Below are 14761 nucleotides of genomic sequence, written 5' to 3' on the forward strand. Positions count from 1 at the left end.
GGGCATGTGGATGCAACCGGTCTGGGCCGGATGAGGCCATGTCTTGATCATGCCGTCGCTGCCAGGCTTCCTCCACTCCGACCTGCCCGACGGGCACCTGACCCGAGCTGCGATCGCCGACACCCTCCACCGCTTGATGACCGATGTCCTGGGATTCGAGCGCTACGGCGCCTTCGGCGGAGACATCGGCGGTGTCGCAACCACATGGCTCGGCGCACTCCACCCCGAACAAGTCACCGGCGTCCATCTGATCCACCCCCCGTTCCCCGCCGGCTTCGACGACCCGCCCCCGACACCGGCCGAGCAGGCCTGGTTCGACGCTGAGACGGCGTACGACAAGCTCGACGGCGGATACAGCGCCATCATGAAGACCCGGCCCGACACGATCACCGCGGCACTGGTCGACTCCCCAGCGGGACTGGCCGCCTGGCTGGTCGACAAATACCGAGACTGGAGCGACTGCGGCGGCGATCTGGAGACCCGATTCGACCGCTACGGCATCGGCCTGACCAGCGTCAAGAAACTGATCCGAGAGGCCCGTCGGTCGGCTCCGGCTCGATGATCGCCGAGTGGCTGTCGCGGACTTCGGCCTCGCGTTCCTCGGCGAGCCGCTTGGCTGCCGCATCGAGCACGACCTGTGCGAACAGCCGCACCTCGATCGGCTTGCGCCACTCGATCCCGACGATGACCGGCTCGTTCTTCATCATGCCCATGATCGAGGCTAGGACCTCAGCTGCCGAGGGTGCCGAAGACCTTGGGCCACCAGGCGCCCTCTTCGAAGGCCCGCTCGTCCACGGCCCGGAGCGTGAACCGCATGCCCCGGTTCAGGACCGCGCGCACGTCCGCGGCGCTGGCGGACTCGACCGCCGCGCCGATCCGGCGGAGGAACTCGACGAACCACCGGTAGTTCGAATTGACCCCGCGGACGGCCACAGCGGCAGGGTCGAACTGGAGGACCTCCGCACTTGCCGGGTCGAGCACGTACAGCAGGCTGGACTGCGGTTCGACGGCGCCCAGTACGATGAACTTGACGTCGAGGTCGGTGCCGTCGGCGCTGACCCGGATCTGGTCGAACGCCCGCAAGCCTTCGGGGAGCTCGGTGCTGAACAGGCCCGGAACGCCGTCGGGGACCTCGAGGTCGTCGGGCAGTGCGGCGGGGTCGATTCCCTTCGCGATCCAGGCCTCGCGCGGGTACTCCATCACACCGTCCTCATCGCAGGTTGCCTTCGAGTTGCATGAGGGCGATCGACCACCAGGACTCCCGGTCGGCGAACGCACCGGGGTCGACTGCGTTCAGGGTGGCGCGGAGCGCCTTGGCCCGCAGGGACCGCCCGGCCGCGCCGGTGTCGGCGTCGACGAACAGGGCGAAGTGGTAGAGGAACTCGGTCAAGGCCTTGAACGTGGCGTTGACGAGTTCGAGCGTGCCCTCCGCGACGCCCAGGAGTAGGACGCGCCCGGTCTTGGTGTCGAGGCAGAACAGCATGTTCTCCCGGTCGGAGGGGACCGCGCCGATCACCTTGAGTCGCATGGTCTCCTCTCCGCCGAGATTGATCGTCGAGTAGAGCTCGAACCGGCCGGTGAGGTAGGAGGTGTAGACGGCGGACATGTCGATGGGCAGGAAGTCGACCTCGGGGTAGGAGGCCGCCGGGGCCGCGAACTCACGCATCCACTGGTCCCTTGGGAAGCGGATGACGTTGTCAGGCTCCCACGCCCGCAGATACGCGTCGCTGTCGGTCACTGCGCCTCCCGTTCCTCGATGAGCCCGGACTCGACCAGGTAGGCGTACCAGGGGTCGGCCTCCCACCAGGGCTCGCGCTGCCGGTCCACGGGGCCGCGGATCTCCTTGTGGCGCGGGCCGAGCGCCACCGTGTCGATGAACTCGGGGACGTCGGCGCAGGTGAGAACCACCGGCGAGTCCCAGCCGTACTTGAAGTAGGAGTTGACGTAGACGATGACCTCACCTGAGGCCTCATCCATGAGGAGGGCGTCTTCGTAACCGATGTCGCCGATCCGCAGCCACGTCCTGTCATCGATCGGCTCACCGTCCGCATCGACCGGCCTCGACGCCGTCACTTGGTCCTCGGGCCGGACGTCCACGCCGCCGAAACTCGCCGCGGACGTCAAACGGTAGAAGTCACCCAAGCCGCCGGGCCACGCTCGCGACGGCTCGGCGCCGTCCGCGATCTCGAGCACGGTGTAGGTCGCGTACGGCGGGTCCTCGTCGGCCTCCTCCCAGCGGCGTTCGAGCGCTTCGGCCGCCCCGGTCGAGCGCAGCAGCGCGATCTTGCGGGCCATCGCGTCGCGGTGGTTCATGGTGCGTCTCCTTCATGGGTTCGCGGTACGGCAGTGCTCACTCTACGATGTTGATTCTGACCAGCGCCCCGTCCGGGACCTGCCGGAGCTGCGAGTTGATCTGCCCGCCCATGCCGTGGTTGGTGACCGATTCGATGGCCCACATGTTGTCCTGGTTGTCCTTGCCGCCGAGCTGGAGTTCGTGGGCGTGGTCGATCTGCTGCCGGTCCAGTTCCTGGAGCCGCTGGTTGACCTCCGCCTGAGTCTCGGAGGTGTGCAGGATTTCATACTCCTTGTCGCGGCGCCACTGGTCGACGGTGCTGCCGCGCTCGTCGCCGTCGCCGGTCTTCTTCGTCAGCTGATCGTTGTCGCCGAGTTCTTTGAGGTGGTTCGCCTTCGCGTCGAAGTCGGCCTGGTCCCAGTCCTCATGCTTGCGCAGGTTGATGTTCCACGAGCCGTCCCGGTTCTGCGTCGGCGGGTCCAGGTCCTTGGTGAACCCCGAGGAGTAGTCGGGCTCCTGCTTCGGTCGATCGGGCGAGCCCTTCTTCGGGATCTCCAGGACGGTGCCGTCGTCCAATTTTCGCTTGCGCCGGTGCGGGTGCTGCGCGGGCGGGCCCGGCTGCTTCGGGCGGGCCGCGGTGATGCGAGTGCGGGTCTCGGCGGCGTCGTCGGAGTGGCTGCGGCCGGGGAGCGGGCTGCGGACGTGGGTGGTGCCGGTGTCGGTGTCGGTGTCCGGGCGGCCGGTGTCCACATCGACATCCACATCGGTGTGCGGCCGGCGGCGGTGGAGGCCGAGGAGTCCGAACAGGATCGGGACGAGAACGGCTTGGCGGAGGAGTCGGCGCATGGTGCTCACCCGAAGAGGAGGTCGCGGAGGGCGGTGATGGAGTCGATGAGGCCGGTGATCCAGCCGAAGATCTTGCCGACCCACTCGGTGATCTTGATGACCGCCTTGGGAATCACCCAGGCCGCTCCGATACCTACCGTGAAGGCGACCTCGGCCGCCCAGGCGATGAGGGAACCGATGCACTCGGCGACGAAGTCGCGCACGAATTCGCGGACCATCGACACCAGTTGCCCCGCACCGCGGGTGGCGGTGCCGAGGGACAGGGCGGTGCCGCCGACGCAGGCCAGAACTTCGGCATTGGCGTCGGACATGCCGCGGTAGGCGTCCGAGGCCGCGCCGGTCCATGACTGGACGTCGGCGAGGATCGAAGTCATCTGCTCCGACATCGCGAAACACTCATTGGCGACGTTGTCCCAGGTCATGGCGTGGGACTCTACGAGCGTGGGGTTCCCGGCGAGCATGTCGAGGGCCTCTTGGAGGGGCTGGACGTGTTCGATCAGCCAGCCCACCCCGGCCGATGCGAGCGTCCCGATCGGATCGATGACCGCGCCGACGGTCTCAAGCGCCACCCCCAACCCGGCGACCGAGGCGTCGATCCAGGAGCCGGAGTCGATGGCCATCGCGAGCCCGGCATAGGACTCGACGATGCCGGCACCGGTGAAGCCGGCACCGGGTTGGGCTGGGACGTCGGATGCGGTGGCTACAAGGTCGCTCATACCGATTCGCCTCAGATCTCGCCTTGGATGCTGTTGTACTCCCCGGCGACGGCCTCGTCGACGGCGTCGTAGTCGTCGGCGGTGCTGCGCACGGCTTCGGCCAAGAGTTCGAGATTCTCCTGCGCCAGGGTGGCAAGCTCCTTCTGCTCGTCCTGCCTGTTGGCGAGGATCGGCGGCAGGAACTGGCAGATGATCCCGTACGCCTCGTTGTCCTGCGAGACGGTGTCGATCGCGCTGAGGACGGCGCTGAACCGCTCGCGCACGGCGTCGATGTTGGCGGCGTGGCCGCGCAGGTCGTCGGGGACGACCGAGAACCGATCGCTCACCGCTCCTCCGCTTCGGGGAAGCGCATCTTGATGCTGTCGACCAAGGCGCGGGCCGTGGGGGAACTGGGATCGAGCCGCGCTTCGACGGCGGCGCGGGCGTTGGCGAGGAGGGCCTTGCCGGCGTTGCCGTAGGCCTCCATGAACTGGCGCTCGGCGTGGCGCAGCTGCATCCGCTGGAACTCGGAGGCGAACTGGACGCCGATGACGGCGCCGGAGGAGTTGAGCTTGACGACCACGACGCCGTTGGCGTCCATGCCGGTCGCGGTCAGCTCCTGGACGGCCTCGGAGGCGGCGATGGCATCGGCGGCCCGCTGCTCGGCGCGTTCCTTCCAGTCCGCGAGCGCGGCCCGTGCGTCCTCGGGCCCGGCGATGTTCGCGAAGGGGTTGTCATTATCCACAGTCGCTCCGTTCCGATTGAAGACCTGCGAACACCGTCGGCTCGGCGGTGGCTACATCTTCAAAATATTAGGCATATTCACTTTCCCTGGGATGCAGCATTGTTGCGAAAGAAGTCCAGTGGCGTGAAACATGATCAGTGGGGTCTCTTTGACTGAGGACTTGGCACGAACTAGGGAGCGAGCGGCCGCCTCCGGTACCGCCCTGGTGGATGGTCGTCTCTGAAGCCGTCATGGGCTCCGGTGAGATCGCCGAGCGTCATCACCGCCTGCCGCGGCACAGCTCCGTTCCCGAGGATGCACAGTTCGGCGGTGCGCGGAAGCCGGCGGCAGGTCACCCGCAGACTTCTCAGCACTGACGTGGCGGACAGCCACGGCTTTCACGAGATAAGCACGCTTGGAACTGTTGTTTGATGTCGGCGATCCCGAGGATCGCGAGTGGTGCGGTGTAGGCCTGGGAGCCGATCCGGTCGCGCCAAGCGGTGACACCGTTGCCGCCCTTGACCTTGATACGGCCGAGGCGTTTGAGGATGGCGATCGCGGCGGCGCGAAGGCTGGCGAGGTTCGCGACCAGGTTTCCGGCCGTGGCCGTGGACCGGTCCTCGTCGAAGACCGCATCGCGCACCCGGTGCCAGGACTCCACGCCCCAATGGCCGCGGATCGCGTCAGCGAACCAGGCCGGCCGCACACCGCGCGCTTCCCGACTGGTCAGATAGAACGTGACATGGTGGGCCACTTCACCGGTGGCCTCCTCACGCGTCCAGCGCCTGATGCGGGCGATCTGGGCCAGGCCCGGGAACGGCAGCCGCACGCCGCCGCCGGCGGCCAGGGCCTTGACGGTGCGGGTCTCGCTGCGTCCGTGCCCGCTCTCGCTGGTCTGGCAGGCGTTGTCGACCTCGTTCCACGGCAGGTGCTTCGCCAGCGCGTGCAGTGTCGGCTGGTTGCCTTTCAACGCGAGGCAGTAATCGGCTCCGGCATCGAGGACCGCCCGCGCGGTCTCCTCGTTGCAGTGCAACGCGTCCGCGCTCACCGGGGCACCCTCCGCGTCGAGACGCTCGCACAGCACCCGGAGCGCTTCGATCTCATCACCGTCATCCACGACGACCTGGCCGACAAGACGGTCCCGGCCCGCCAGAGCGCCCACCAGGATCAGGTTCGAGCCGTCCCCGGCAACACGCCCGGCGCTCACTGGGCGCTTCCGGTCGATCCGCACCGGCACGACCGGGCCCGGACCCTCGTGGGCGGGAACGATCCGGGACGCGAACCGGGCCACCTCGTCGGGATCGAGCAGGGACAGCACCTCGACCATGCGGTTGTACGATGGCAGCGACCACCACGAGGCGCCACCGACCTCCAGGCCGATCCCGCCCAGAGCCTTGACCACTTCCTCGGGCGCGTCCTCGGCCCACCCGGCCCATTCCAGCGGCGTGTTCCTCCCGCACAGCAGGCCCGCCAAGGCGACCGCGACAAACACCGACAGCGGATAACACCGGCCCTGCATCCCACGCGGATCGGTCAACTCCGCCACGCACTCCTCGAACCGAGCCACGCCAAACACCTCACCGAAATCCATACGCGGCAACGACTTCCCCCATTCAGCAACAGCGTGTTCGAACCACTCAACGAGGAAACCCCAGCCGAAGACTCGGCCTCACCACGGCAAACATCAACCCGACCACACCTCGTGAAAGCCGTGGCTCAAACCACACAGAACACAGACGAATCGAGGCTAGTCACGTTCCCCTTGCGTGATTCCATATCAAGGAGTTTCTTTTTATCGTCAGCAGTAGCGAGCTATCGCTGCCATTTGCGGAATGATTTTATGACATCCCCATTTCGGATATTCCCTGCTGACTCTCTCCATGAGTTCGTCAATTGTTCGCCGAGCGAGTCGACATCGAGTCGGCCAGGAGTTCTGGTGGCGACCGACCAAGTCGCGGCCGCTCGGATGCCCTGGGTATCGACGAGCCTCTCAGCGGTGCTACTCACTAGTTTTCTGTCCTTGCCACTCAACCCGAAAGACGCCCATACTCCGACGATGATGCGGTCTTTCGCCGTCATCCACACCAGGTGCGTCAGTGGGCCGCTCTTCCAGTCCTGGATTTTGATGCCCTTGAGGTTGGAGTGAGGAATGGAGCCGTTTGAGTGGCGCACGCGCTGTATTTCCGCTTCCAGTGTGCGGTAGGAATCAGGATGGATATCCGATAGGAATGAGAGTAGGAATTCGCCCGAGTCGGGGAGGCGGCTTGCGATCTGATGATCGACTGAGATCTCGCCTGGTTCAGAGAAGTTGATCTCCTCACGGCTTCCGAAAATCCCCATATTGCTCCGTTCTTTATCTTCAGTTCCGCGGGTACGGGACAGGAGGGCGCCGGCACTTCAGGCCGAGTAGCGGTTTTCGAGCTCCCATAGTCGGTTGCGCACATGCCTGGCGCGGGGGAATTGCAGTTCGGCGTAGACGGTGAGGGATTCTTGGAGGAGCGGGCGGGCGAGATCGGGTTTACCCGCTTCCAGAGCCGCGTCACCGAGGCCCTTGAGCGCGGTGCCGAGTCCGACCCGGTTCCCGATGTCGGTGAAGATGTCGGCGGCGGCCCTGTATCGGCGGCTCGCCTCGTCCCAGTCGTGATCGATCAGTGCGATCGCGCCACGTCCGAGGAGCGCATTGGCCTGTCCGTTGCGGTCACCCAACTCGAGGTAGACGGCGTTGGCATCGTTGTAGCATCGATCGGCCTCGACCGAATCGTCCATGGCCCGCAGGATGTCGCCGTATCCACGGAGCGCGTCGGCCCGCCGAATCGGGTCCCCCAGCTCGATCGCCAGCTGGAAGCGTTCGGCGGCTTCGTCGTAGCGGCGCATGAGGCGGAGCGTGTGCCCGGCCCCGGCGAGTGCTCGCGACTGCGACACCCGGTTCCCGACCGCCGAGGCGAGGTCGGCCGCATGGTCGAACTCCCTGAGCGCCTCTTCTTTCTGGCCGCTGAGCCTCGCCACATGCCCCAAGGCGATGGAGGCCTTGATCATTCCGGCGTGGTCGTCGTCAGCGGCGGTGAAGATCGCGACCGCCTGACGGCACAAGTCCAATGAGCGCTGATGGTCGCTCTGCCGGCGGGCGGCCTCCGCCAGGCCAACGAGCGCGTAGCCGTACTCGACTGTGCCGGTGTCTCGGTAGATCTCGGCGGCATGCCCGTACACGGCACTCGCCTCGGTGAGACGGCCGAGCGCGAACAGTTCGTCGCCCGCAGCCTGTGCGAGGTCGGCGTGCGCCCATGTGGTCCCGGTCATCGCGGTGGCGGCAATGCTGTCGAGTTCGACATTGCGCCAGTCGGAATCGAACCGGCCGCTCCGCAAGGCCCCCTGGTAGTAGGCGACGAGTTCGGACCGCACGCTGGCGAGCTTGCGCTCATTGTCGGCCAGGTGAGCGGCATACGCGTGCAGGATGTCGTGCGCGGTGTAGCTGATCAGTTCGCGAGGCGGATCGGCCAGGTCGAGGTGGTGCCGCTCGGCCATGCCGACGTCCACGAGGTCGTCCATGAGGCCCAGCGCCTCGTCGAGATCGCACCCGAGGAGTGCCGACGCGGCATCGGCGGTGATGAACAGGCCGGGATGGGCGCCGAGAATTCGGAAGGCGTACTGCTGGTCGGGATCGAGGTGTTCATATGAGCCGGCGAGGAGTTCGAACATGGCCTCTTGCGTCCGCGGCCGCGGTTCGATCGTGGCCTTGGGAAGCTCGGCGAGGATCTCTGCCAGCCTGCGCCGTCCGGTCTGGATCGATCGGGCGTGTGTCTTGATGAGGATGGGGATGAGCAGATCGGCTTCGACCAGCCGCCGGACCTGCGCCGGGTCATGGTGGTCACCGGCGATGCCGGTGAAGAGCCTGCAGGCGGTCTCAGGGTCGAGCCCGCCCAGCCAGAGCCGATCGGAGTCGAGGTCGATCTGGTCGCGGCTGGTCACGATGGTGGCGCACCCTCCATGGCGCAGCAGCAACGGGCGAATCTGATCGACGGACTTGACGTTGTCCCACACGACCAGCAGCCGACGTCCACTGGTCGTCTCCTCCCACGCGCTCAGGCGACCGGTCTCGGACATGGCCTGGACGCTGTTGCTGGACAGGTCCTCGCGGACTGTCGGAAGGATTCTCACCAGCGCCTGATCAGCGGTGCCGGGAGCGTGGCCGACGGTGTAGGACTCGAAGTCGTAGAAGATACGGCCGTCGTAGCGGTCGCCATGATCATGGGCGAAGGCGGTGGCCAGTTTGGTCTTGCCCATGCCGCCGATGCCTCCGAGCATGACGAAGCGGCCGCTGTCGGGTTCCGGTTCGAGTGCTGCGGCGAGCGTCGCCAGCTCCCGCTCGCGGCCGATGAAGCCGTCCTCGGTCGTGTGGGGGTGCCAGTAGTCGCGCAGCCGTGCTCCCTGTTGGGAAAGCAGCGGCTTGAGGCACATGATCTGAAAATCAGCCCATAGCGGGTGGAGAACGTGGCCGGTGCGGGTGGCCTCGCGGCGGATCTGCTCCAGGATCGTCCGGCACAGTAGACCGGGGAGTGAGTGGTCCGGGTCGATCGCCGTCGACTCGCCGTCATCCCCGAGCGGGGGTTCGAGCACCGCGACCCAGCGGATGACCGCGTGATCAAGCTCGATCAGGTCGGTGCCGTCGACGACTGGGAGGATGTCCTTGCGTTCCAAGAGCGTTGCGGCCGCATAGCGCTGCTCCTCAACGTCATCAGGGTAGACTTCGGCGACTGCAATGTCGACCGCCGCGGCGATCGCGGCGGTCAGGGCTGCTCGCACTTTGGGGGAGTCTTCCCCGCGGTGCAACGCGCTCGCGGCGCGGTCCAACACCTTTCCGGTCGTTCGGGCCGCGGCTTGATCGGCGAACTTCTTGGCCACCCAGGCGGTGATGGCAATCGAAACAGGGTCCAACGGGGGTGTGCCCTCTCAACGAAGCAGATCAATCCACCTTAGATTAGCGTCTCGATTGCTCGCTCAGCTCCCCTGAAAGGTGGAAAGTTTCGTTGACCGGCTCTTGCCGTGAGACACTCAGATACTACGGAACATAATTGAACCTCAGGTGTATCAGTAATGCTCAGAGGTGGACTCATGAATAAGATTCCTGGATGCTTTCAGAGCGGCCTGAGAATCGGCCTGCAAGCTGACCGAACTCCGGCAGGGAAGAACTTCACTGCGAAAGAGGCACAGGCACAGCTATCAATTCATCGCGCCAAGGGCCGATGAAGCCCACGCCTGCACCACCTAGTGACGCAACCGCTGACCAGACCGAACGCCCCAAAGGGACGGCGTTGCTACCAGCGCCACCTCGACTGCAATGCTATGTCAGGAATCCTGACAGTAGGTGAGGGCGTATTTGTTGCATATCGAAGTTATTGAGCACCGTTTTGTCGGCTTATGATTGATAAAATATGGTTCCGTTGCCAAGCAGGGCAATGTGGACCGGCTTAGCACTCCGTCCGTGATTTGTGAGGTCGCTTCTGGCGATGAGGTGGACGGCGCTTCGGAAATCGGGGGTACCGGGATTCAGTTCTGGTTCACCGGCCAGACTGCGGCCGGGTCGCAATGGTCCGGGCACGCCAGCAGGTAGACCTCGTTGCCGAGGAAGAGGTTGTAGGTCCCGCCCCAGCTGTAGGGCTGCTCCGGCGCGCCGGGGTATACGGCGAACTCCCAGTTTTCCTTTACCTGGCAGAGATACACCAGATCCGCTCCGCACGCGCACCGGTACAACTCGGGGTATTGCGCCCAAGACGGCGCACCACCCACTTTGCAAATCTGAGATCCCAGCCCCTTCGCGTCGGGGACATCTTCGAAGGGGCGCAGAGAAAGCGGTAGAGCGCACACGGACGGTTCGCGCTCCGCCGCTGGCAGAGTCGCCTGGCGCTGGACCAGCACTTTCCAGAACGGACTCGGGCCGGGCATCTGTGGAGCCTCCCAGTACCGGTCTGCAAGACGGCCTTCGGTCAAGGGCGGGTCGGCGTAGTCGTTGTGCATTCGGCAGTGGAACACCGCGAGGTGGTCTCCGCCGAACGGTTCCACGTCCGAGGGGATGTCGAGCTGGAAGAACAACGCCATCCGCTCACCGCAGAAGCACTTCGGCCACTCCTGATCCTCAGCGAGGAAGGGCCAGCCGCCAAGCGAATTCCGCGTCGGCACCGTCAGCGGCACCGCTCCTTCCTCGATTGCATACGCACGCAACCCGACCCGCGCATCAGGCACCTCAGCTTCCACCATCCGCTTATCCTAGTACTCCATCTATGATCGTTGGCGTTCGAGGAGTGTGACGCCTCGATGCCGTAGAGGCTCACGGGGTTTGGGTGCGGCAGAAGCAGCCGATCTCGCGTGGTTCCGGTTGTGGCACAGGAAAACAGAAGAGCGGTTGCGGAGGCCAGGATACCGCAGGAGGCGTTCAGCGCTGCCGGGCAGGCAGTGTTCGCTGCGATGGCGGATGTTCGGCTCGCGGCCGTGCCGGATGAGCGCCCGCGACTACACGAGAGGGCTGCTGGCGAGCCTGGAGCGGAAGAACTGCGTCACGATCGCCGAGTGGGCCGGGCACTCCAGCCCGGACCGCCTGCACTACCTGCTCGAACGCGCGGTCTGGGACGAGCGGGAGCTGCGGGGCCGCCTCGGCGCCCTCGCCGTCGAGCACCTCGGCGGCGACGGCGTTCTGATCTTCGACGAGACCGGCGACCTCAAGAAGGGACGGGCCTCGCTCGGGGCCGCCCGCCAGTACACCGGCACCGCCGGACGGGTCGAGAACGCCCAGGTCTCCACCTGGGCCGTCTGGGCCACCGCGGCCGGTCACGCGTTGATCGACTACGAGGTCTACCTCCACTCCGAGTGGTTCGCCGAAGGCGATACCCGGCTCGGGGAAGCGCACGCGCCCGGCCCGGTCGCCAAGCGCACCAAGGACCAGCAGGCCGCCGAGATGCTCCGGCGACTCCTGGCCGGCCCCGCCAGGCCCTCGGCCGTGTCCGCGACCGGCGACGAGATCTACGGCAACTCCCCGCACCTGCGCCGCAGCCTCTACGACGCGAGCCTGCCGTTCGTGCTGGCCTGCGCCTCCTCCACGAAGCTGCGCACCGATGCGCTCATCGAACCGGCGCGGGCCGACGAGCTGGCCGCCTCGATCCCGACCCGGAACTGGCAAATCCACGCGATCGGCAAGGACGCCAAAGGACTGCGCGAATACTCGTGGGCCTGGCTCGACCTCGCCGTCGCCGAAGAGACCACCGGCCACCACTACCTCCTGGTCCGCCGGCACCTCTCGACCGGCGAGCAGGACGTTTCTATGTCTGTCAAGGGGTGGTTGTGGTGGGTTTTAGGAGCCTGCAGACCTCTCGGGCGATGGCGCGTTTGAGGATCCGGATGATCTCTTCTTTGGTCTTTCCTCGCCGGCGCCCGTTGGGCGATCGAGGAGTCGTTCCCAGCAGGCCAAGGGCCGCGTCGGTCTCGACCAGCACCAGGTCCGCACCTGGGAAGCGACCCACCGGCACCTCACTTGACCGATCGCGACTTCACGTTGATCGATCTGCTCGGCCGGCATCGGGTCTTCACCATCGACCAGATCACCGGCCTGCTGTTCTCCTCCACCCGCTCGGCCCGCAACCGCATCACGCGGCTGCTGGACCTCGACCTGATCGACCGGTGGCGCACCGCACAGCGCCCCGGCAGCCAAGCCTTCCGCCATACCCTCGGCTACACCGGCGCCTACCTGTACAGCGCCGCCCGCGGCCTGCCCGTACCGCGACGAGTCGCCTTCCAACACCAACAGGCTGAACTGGTCGCCTCAGCGAACCTGAGCCACCGGCTCGCCGTCAACGACTTCTTCGCCCGCCTGACCCAGGCCACCAAAGACCGCCCCGACCTCGCGCTGCACGAGTGGCTCTCCGAGAGCGAAGCCGGAGCGCTCACCGGCGGCCTGGTCCGCCCCGACGCCGCCGCCACCATCACCGGAGCAGACGACCCCGTCGAGTTCTGGTTCGAGCACGACCGCGGCACCGAAACGCTGCACCGGGTGGTCGAGAAAGTCGGCCGCTACCGCACCCGACTGCCCAGCCTGCACCGCGCGCTCGTCTTCGAACTCACCAGTGAGGCCAGAGAAGACCACCTCCACGCCGCCCTCGCCGGAACCGAGCCGCACTTCACCGTCGCCACCGCGACCGCCGACCGCACCACCGACCCGACCAAGGCGATCTGGCGCATCCTCCACCGGCCGGGTCTCCGGCGGCTCGATCGACTCACCGATCCCACATCGTGATAACCCAAGGGCGGCCAACATCGGCCGCCCACCCAGATCATCGCGTCGGTGCAGGGCATTCTCTGGTTCATGCTCCAAGTAGCAACGGGTTTCGGCGGCGCCTACGGCTCGGACAAAACGCTTGCGGCGGCGGTCGTCGAGCGCCTGAGCCCTCGAAGCGATCCGCCGCCGCTCTCGTTCCACCGTTCAGGATCTAGTCCATGAGCACGGTGTCGGGATCGAAGTACGGGCACGAGCCCTTCACGGTGCCACTGCCGGCACTGACCCTTCCGCTGAAGGGAACGTAGTAGTACTGAACCTGCTCTCCTTCCACGACCATGGCGACATAGCAGATGGTGCTGTCCTCGGGCATGTCGAAGTTGTAGTACTGGCACGAACCGTCACCGTCATAGGCGCCAACCTCGAACCAGCGGCTGTCGGCCGAGCCGCGGACGGCCGCCGAGGCGTGGCGTCCGTCGCCGTCGGTGTCGCACACCCGCAACCACTCGCCCTTGGGTTCGAAGCAGACCCTTGCCCCGGTTTCGTCACCGACGCAGTTGCTGTACTCAGCTTGTGCGGGGGCTGCGATCAGGCCTGACAGACCGATGGCGGCCACCATCGCTAGCAGCACTGCCGCGAGCCGTGACCGGTTGCGGCCCCATCTGTTCGATCTCATGAGTCCTCCTTGAAGACGATCTGAGGAGATCATGAGACGATGCCGCATGCGAACTGCACGATTTCGGCATAGCCGCCAGAGCTGTTGCTGCACAGGGGCTTGAATCAGGTCTGTGGTTGTGAGAGGCGACGGCCGTGCCGTCGTCGGAGACCGGTCATGTGCCTGTCCGCTGTTGAGCAGACGATACGAGATTCTTACCGGACAATTCCAGCCCTACCGCATCAAAACACGCTGCAACAGCGACCGCGGCCGCAACATTCGGTCAACTTTCCACAGGTACTCAACCGGCGAGTTCCGTACCAGTGCCGAACGCTGTTTGGCATGTTCGTGACGGACACTGAGCGCTGCGAATGCGGCTCCTGCGGCTCCTGCGGCTCCGACAACGAGATTGCCGGTCGCGATCGGCCCGCCGATACTTACGATCGCAGCACCTGCCAACTCGACTTTCACCGCGGTTGCGTTGAGTGCGGTATCGATGCCAAGGTGTCGTACGGCGCGTTCGAGTTCAATCGTCGGAAGTGAGTGGAATGACGACCATCGACTTGCGGCCGACCGCCTCTGCAGACAGCGAGTGCTGCTTCGAGTTGCACAAAGCCGCCATGGGCGCCTACGTCACCGCCATCTGGGGCTGGGACGAAGAGCTCCAACGCGACTACCATGCCCGTGCGTTCACCCCCGGCCAATGGCAGATCATCACCGTCGGCGGCGCGCAGGCCGGCATTCTCGACGTCGAGCACCGGGCCACCGAAATTTACCTGAGACGAATCTCGATCCACCCCGACTACCAGGGGCGCGGTATCGGCAGCCAGCTCATCCGGGACCTCCTGCGCCAGGCCCGTGAGCAAGGCCAAGACCTCATCTTGGACGTCCTCGTCGTCAACCAGCGAGCACAGGCCCTCTACCGCCGCCTCGGCCTGCACGAAGTCACCCGCCACGGTGAGAACGACATCAAGATCAGAATGTCCACCGCACCCTCGCATCCTGGCCCGATCCACCGAACTTGACCCCGACTCCTCACGGAGCAGCGCAGACCGTTCACCCGCACAAACCGGCGTCTGTGCGGGTGTGTGCGGGTGGCCGACCCGCACAACCAGCGCAAATGCGCCTTGTCGGCGGTAGCGTCGAAGCATCACACGAATTTTTGATGCATAACCGCTACGGCGAGAGCCGAGCCCTTCCGGGCATCCGCTGACAGCCGCCAACCGGCATCCCGGTCTGGCACTGCAGCCGCCCGAGGGCCGCTCAAATCGCCAAGCGGACCAGCCACCAC

At 65.8% G+C, this 14761-nt stretch carries 18 protein-coding genes; 4 read left to right on the forward strand and 14 right to left on the reverse strand.

Annotated elements, in window-relative coordinates:
- The first annotated feature begins 49 nt into the window (after positions 1-49).
- A complete protein-coding gene (locus tag H613_RS27600; RefSeq protein ID WP_211234882.1) occupies positions 50-562 on the forward strand; it encodes an alpha/beta fold hydrolase in 513 nt (170 codons plus the stop codon).
- Here H613_RS27600 and H613_RS0118485 read toward each other — a convergent pair.
- The 12 genes from H613_RS0118485 to H613_RS0118540 all read right to left on the reverse strand — a co-directional run bounded on the left by H613_RS0118485 (position 516) and on the right by H613_RS0118540 (position 10810).
- Positions 516-707 (reverse strand): hypothetical protein, encoded by a 192-nt coding sequence (locus H613_RS0118485; RefSeq protein WP_156926117.1) that lies wholly within the window; start codon positions 705-707, stop codon positions 516-518. The two genes, H613_RS27600 and H613_RS0118485, sit on opposite strands and share 47 nt — an antisense overlap.
- Positions 708-729: 22 nt before the next feature.
- Positions 730-1200: an SUKH-4 family immunity protein gene (locus H613_RS0118490; RefSeq protein ID WP_026924957.1), complete on the reverse strand. Its 471-nt coding sequence runs from the start codon at positions 1198-1200 to the stop codon at positions 730-732.
- Positions 1201-1210: 10 nt separating this feature from the next.
- Complete coding sequence (locus tag H613_RS29475; RefSeq protein WP_051393544.1) at positions 1211-1738, reverse strand: SUKH-4 family immunity protein; 528 nt, start codon at positions 1736-1738, stop codon at positions 1211-1213.
- Entirely contained in the window at positions 1735-2313 is a 579-nt protein-coding gene (locus tag H613_RS0118500; protein WP_026924958.1) for a hypothetical protein, read from the reverse strand. Before H613_RS0118500 ends, H613_RS29475 begins: the two co-directional genes overlap by 4 nt.
- A gap of 37 nt (positions 2314-2350) precedes the next feature.
- On the reverse strand, positions 2351-3139 hold the full coding sequence (locus H613_RS29480) for a hypothetical protein (protein ID WP_156926118.1): 789 nt from the start codon (positions 3137-3139) through the stop codon (positions 2351-2353).
- Between the two features lie 5 nt (positions 3140-3144).
- A complete protein-coding gene (locus H613_RS0118510; protein WP_026924960.1) occupies positions 3145-3855 on the reverse strand; it encodes a hypothetical protein in 711 nt (236 codons plus the stop codon).
- A gap of 11 nt (positions 3856-3866) precedes the next feature.
- Positions 3867-4181, reverse strand: a complete 315-nt coding sequence (locus H613_RS0118515) for a type VII secretion target (RefSeq protein ID WP_026924961.1) — start codon at positions 4179-4181, stop codon at positions 3867-3869.
- The gene (locus H613_RS0118520) at positions 4178-4579 is read right to left on the reverse strand and encodes a hypothetical protein (protein WP_026924962.1); all 402 of its coding nucleotides are present in this window, start codon (positions 4577-4579) and stop codon (positions 4178-4180) included. Before H613_RS0118520 ends, H613_RS0118515 begins: the two co-directional genes overlap by 4 nt.
- A gap of 346 nt (positions 4580-4925) precedes the next feature.
- Entirely contained in the window at positions 4926-6125 is a 1200-nt protein-coding gene (locus tag H613_RS29485; protein WP_169732021.1) for an ISAs1 family transposase, read from the reverse strand.
- Positions 6126-6370: 245 nt separating this feature from the next.
- Positions 6371-6898 (reverse strand): hypothetical protein, encoded by a 528-nt coding sequence (locus H613_RS31050; protein ID WP_156926119.1) that lies wholly within the window; start codon positions 6896-6898, stop codon positions 6371-6373.
- 57 nt (positions 6899-6955) lie between these two features.
- The gene (locus H613_RS0118535) at positions 6956-9358 is read right to left on the reverse strand and encodes a tetratricopeptide repeat protein (protein ID WP_156926120.1); all 2403 of its coding nucleotides are present in this window, start codon (positions 9356-9358) and stop codon (positions 6956-6958) included.
- Positions 9359-10102: 744 nt separating this feature from the next.
- The gene (locus H613_RS0118540; protein WP_051393546.1) at positions 10103-10810 is read right to left on the reverse strand and encodes a hypothetical protein; all 708 of its coding nucleotides are present in this window, start codon (positions 10808-10810) and stop codon (positions 10103-10105) included.
- A gap of 238 nt (positions 10811-11048) precedes the next feature.
- Between H613_RS0118540 and H613_RS27620 the strand changes: the two genes are divergently transcribed.
- Complete coding sequence (locus H613_RS27620) at positions 11049-11936, forward strand: IS701 family transposase (RefSeq protein ID WP_169732022.1); 888 nt, start codon at positions 11049-11051, stop codon at positions 11934-11936.
- Between the two features lie 141 nt (positions 11937-12077).
- Positions 12078-12836 carry a replication-relaxation family protein gene (locus H613_RS27625; protein WP_051393548.1) on the forward strand — a complete coding sequence of 253 codons (759 nt, stop codon included), beginning with the start codon at positions 12078-12080 and terminating at the stop codon, positions 12834-12836.
- 193 nt (positions 12837-13029) lie between these two features.
- Here the strand turns inward: H613_RS27625 and H613_RS31055 are convergent, their stop codons facing one another.
- The gene (locus H613_RS31055; RefSeq protein ID WP_156926121.1) at positions 13030-13491 is read right to left on the reverse strand and encodes a hypothetical protein; all 462 of its coding nucleotides are present in this window, start codon (positions 13489-13491) and stop codon (positions 13030-13032) included.
- Positions 13492-13704: 213 nt separating this feature from the next.
- A complete protein-coding gene (locus tag H613_RS32815) occupies positions 13705-14055 on the reverse strand; it encodes a DUF6236 family protein (RefSeq protein ID WP_369333548.1) in 351 nt (116 codons plus the stop codon).
- On the opposite strand from H613_RS32815, the gene H613_RS0118560 reads away from it, so the two are divergent.
- Positions 14019-14495 carry a GNAT family N-acetyltransferase gene (locus H613_RS0118560; RefSeq protein ID WP_026924967.1) on the forward strand — a complete coding sequence of 159 codons (477 nt, stop codon included), beginning with the start codon at positions 14019-14021 and terminating at the stop codon, positions 14493-14495. The two genes, H613_RS32815 and H613_RS0118560, sit on opposite strands and share 37 nt — an antisense overlap.
- Positions 14496-14761: the final 266 nt, after the last annotated feature.

Origin of the sequence: Glycomyces arizonensis DSM 44726 (genome assembly GCF_000482705.1) — a bacterium.
GTDB lineage: Bacteria > Actinomycetota > Actinomycetes > Mycobacteriales > Micromonosporaceae > Glycomyces > Glycomyces arizonensis.

Excerpts from the sequence above, each read along its gene's own strand:
- H613_RS31055 (WP_156926121.1), bottom strand. The coding sequence starts at position 13,491 with ATGAGATCGAACAGATGGGGCCGCAACCGGTCACGGCTCGCGGCAGTG.
- H613_RS0118500 (WP_026924958.1), bottom strand. The coding sequence starts at position 2,313 with ATGAACCACCGCGACGCGATGGCCCGCAAGATCGCGCTGCTGCGCTCG.
- H613_RS0118485 (WP_156926117.1), bottom strand. The coding sequence starts at position 707 with ATGATGAAGAACGAGCCGGTCATCGTCGGGATCGAGTGGCGCAAGCCG.
- H613_RS31050 (WP_156926119.1), bottom strand. The coding sequence starts at position 6,898 with ATGGGGATTTTCGGAAGCCGTGAGGAGATCAACTTCTCTGAACCAGGC.
- H613_RS0118540 (WP_051393546.1), bottom strand. The coding sequence starts at position 10,810 with ATGGTGGAAGCTGAGGTGCCTGATGCGCGGGTCGGGTTGCGTGCGTAT.
- H613_RS29480 (WP_156926118.1), bottom strand. The coding sequence starts at position 3,139 with ATGCGCCGACTCCTCCGCCAAGCCGTTCTCGTCCCGATCCTGTTCGGA.
- H613_RS0118510 (WP_026924960.1), bottom strand. The coding sequence starts at position 3,855 with ATGAGCGACCTTGTAGCCACCGCATCCGACGTCCCAGCCCAACCCGGT.
- H613_RS0118490 (WP_026924957.1), bottom strand. The coding sequence starts at position 1,200 with ATGGAGTACCCGCGCGAGGCCTGGATCGCGAAGGGAATCGACCCCGCC.
- H613_RS27600 (WP_211234882.1), top strand. The coding sequence starts at position 50 with ATGCCGTCGCTGCCAGGCTTCCTCCACTCCGACCTGCCCGACGGGCAC.
- H613_RS27620 (WP_169732022.1), top strand. The coding sequence starts at position 11,049 with ATGAGCGCCCGCGACTACACGAGAGGGCTGCTGGCGAGCCTGGAGCGG.
- H613_RS0118560 (WP_026924967.1), top strand. The coding sequence starts at position 14,019 with ATGACGACCATCGACTTGCGGCCGACCGCCTCTGCAGACAGCGAGTGC.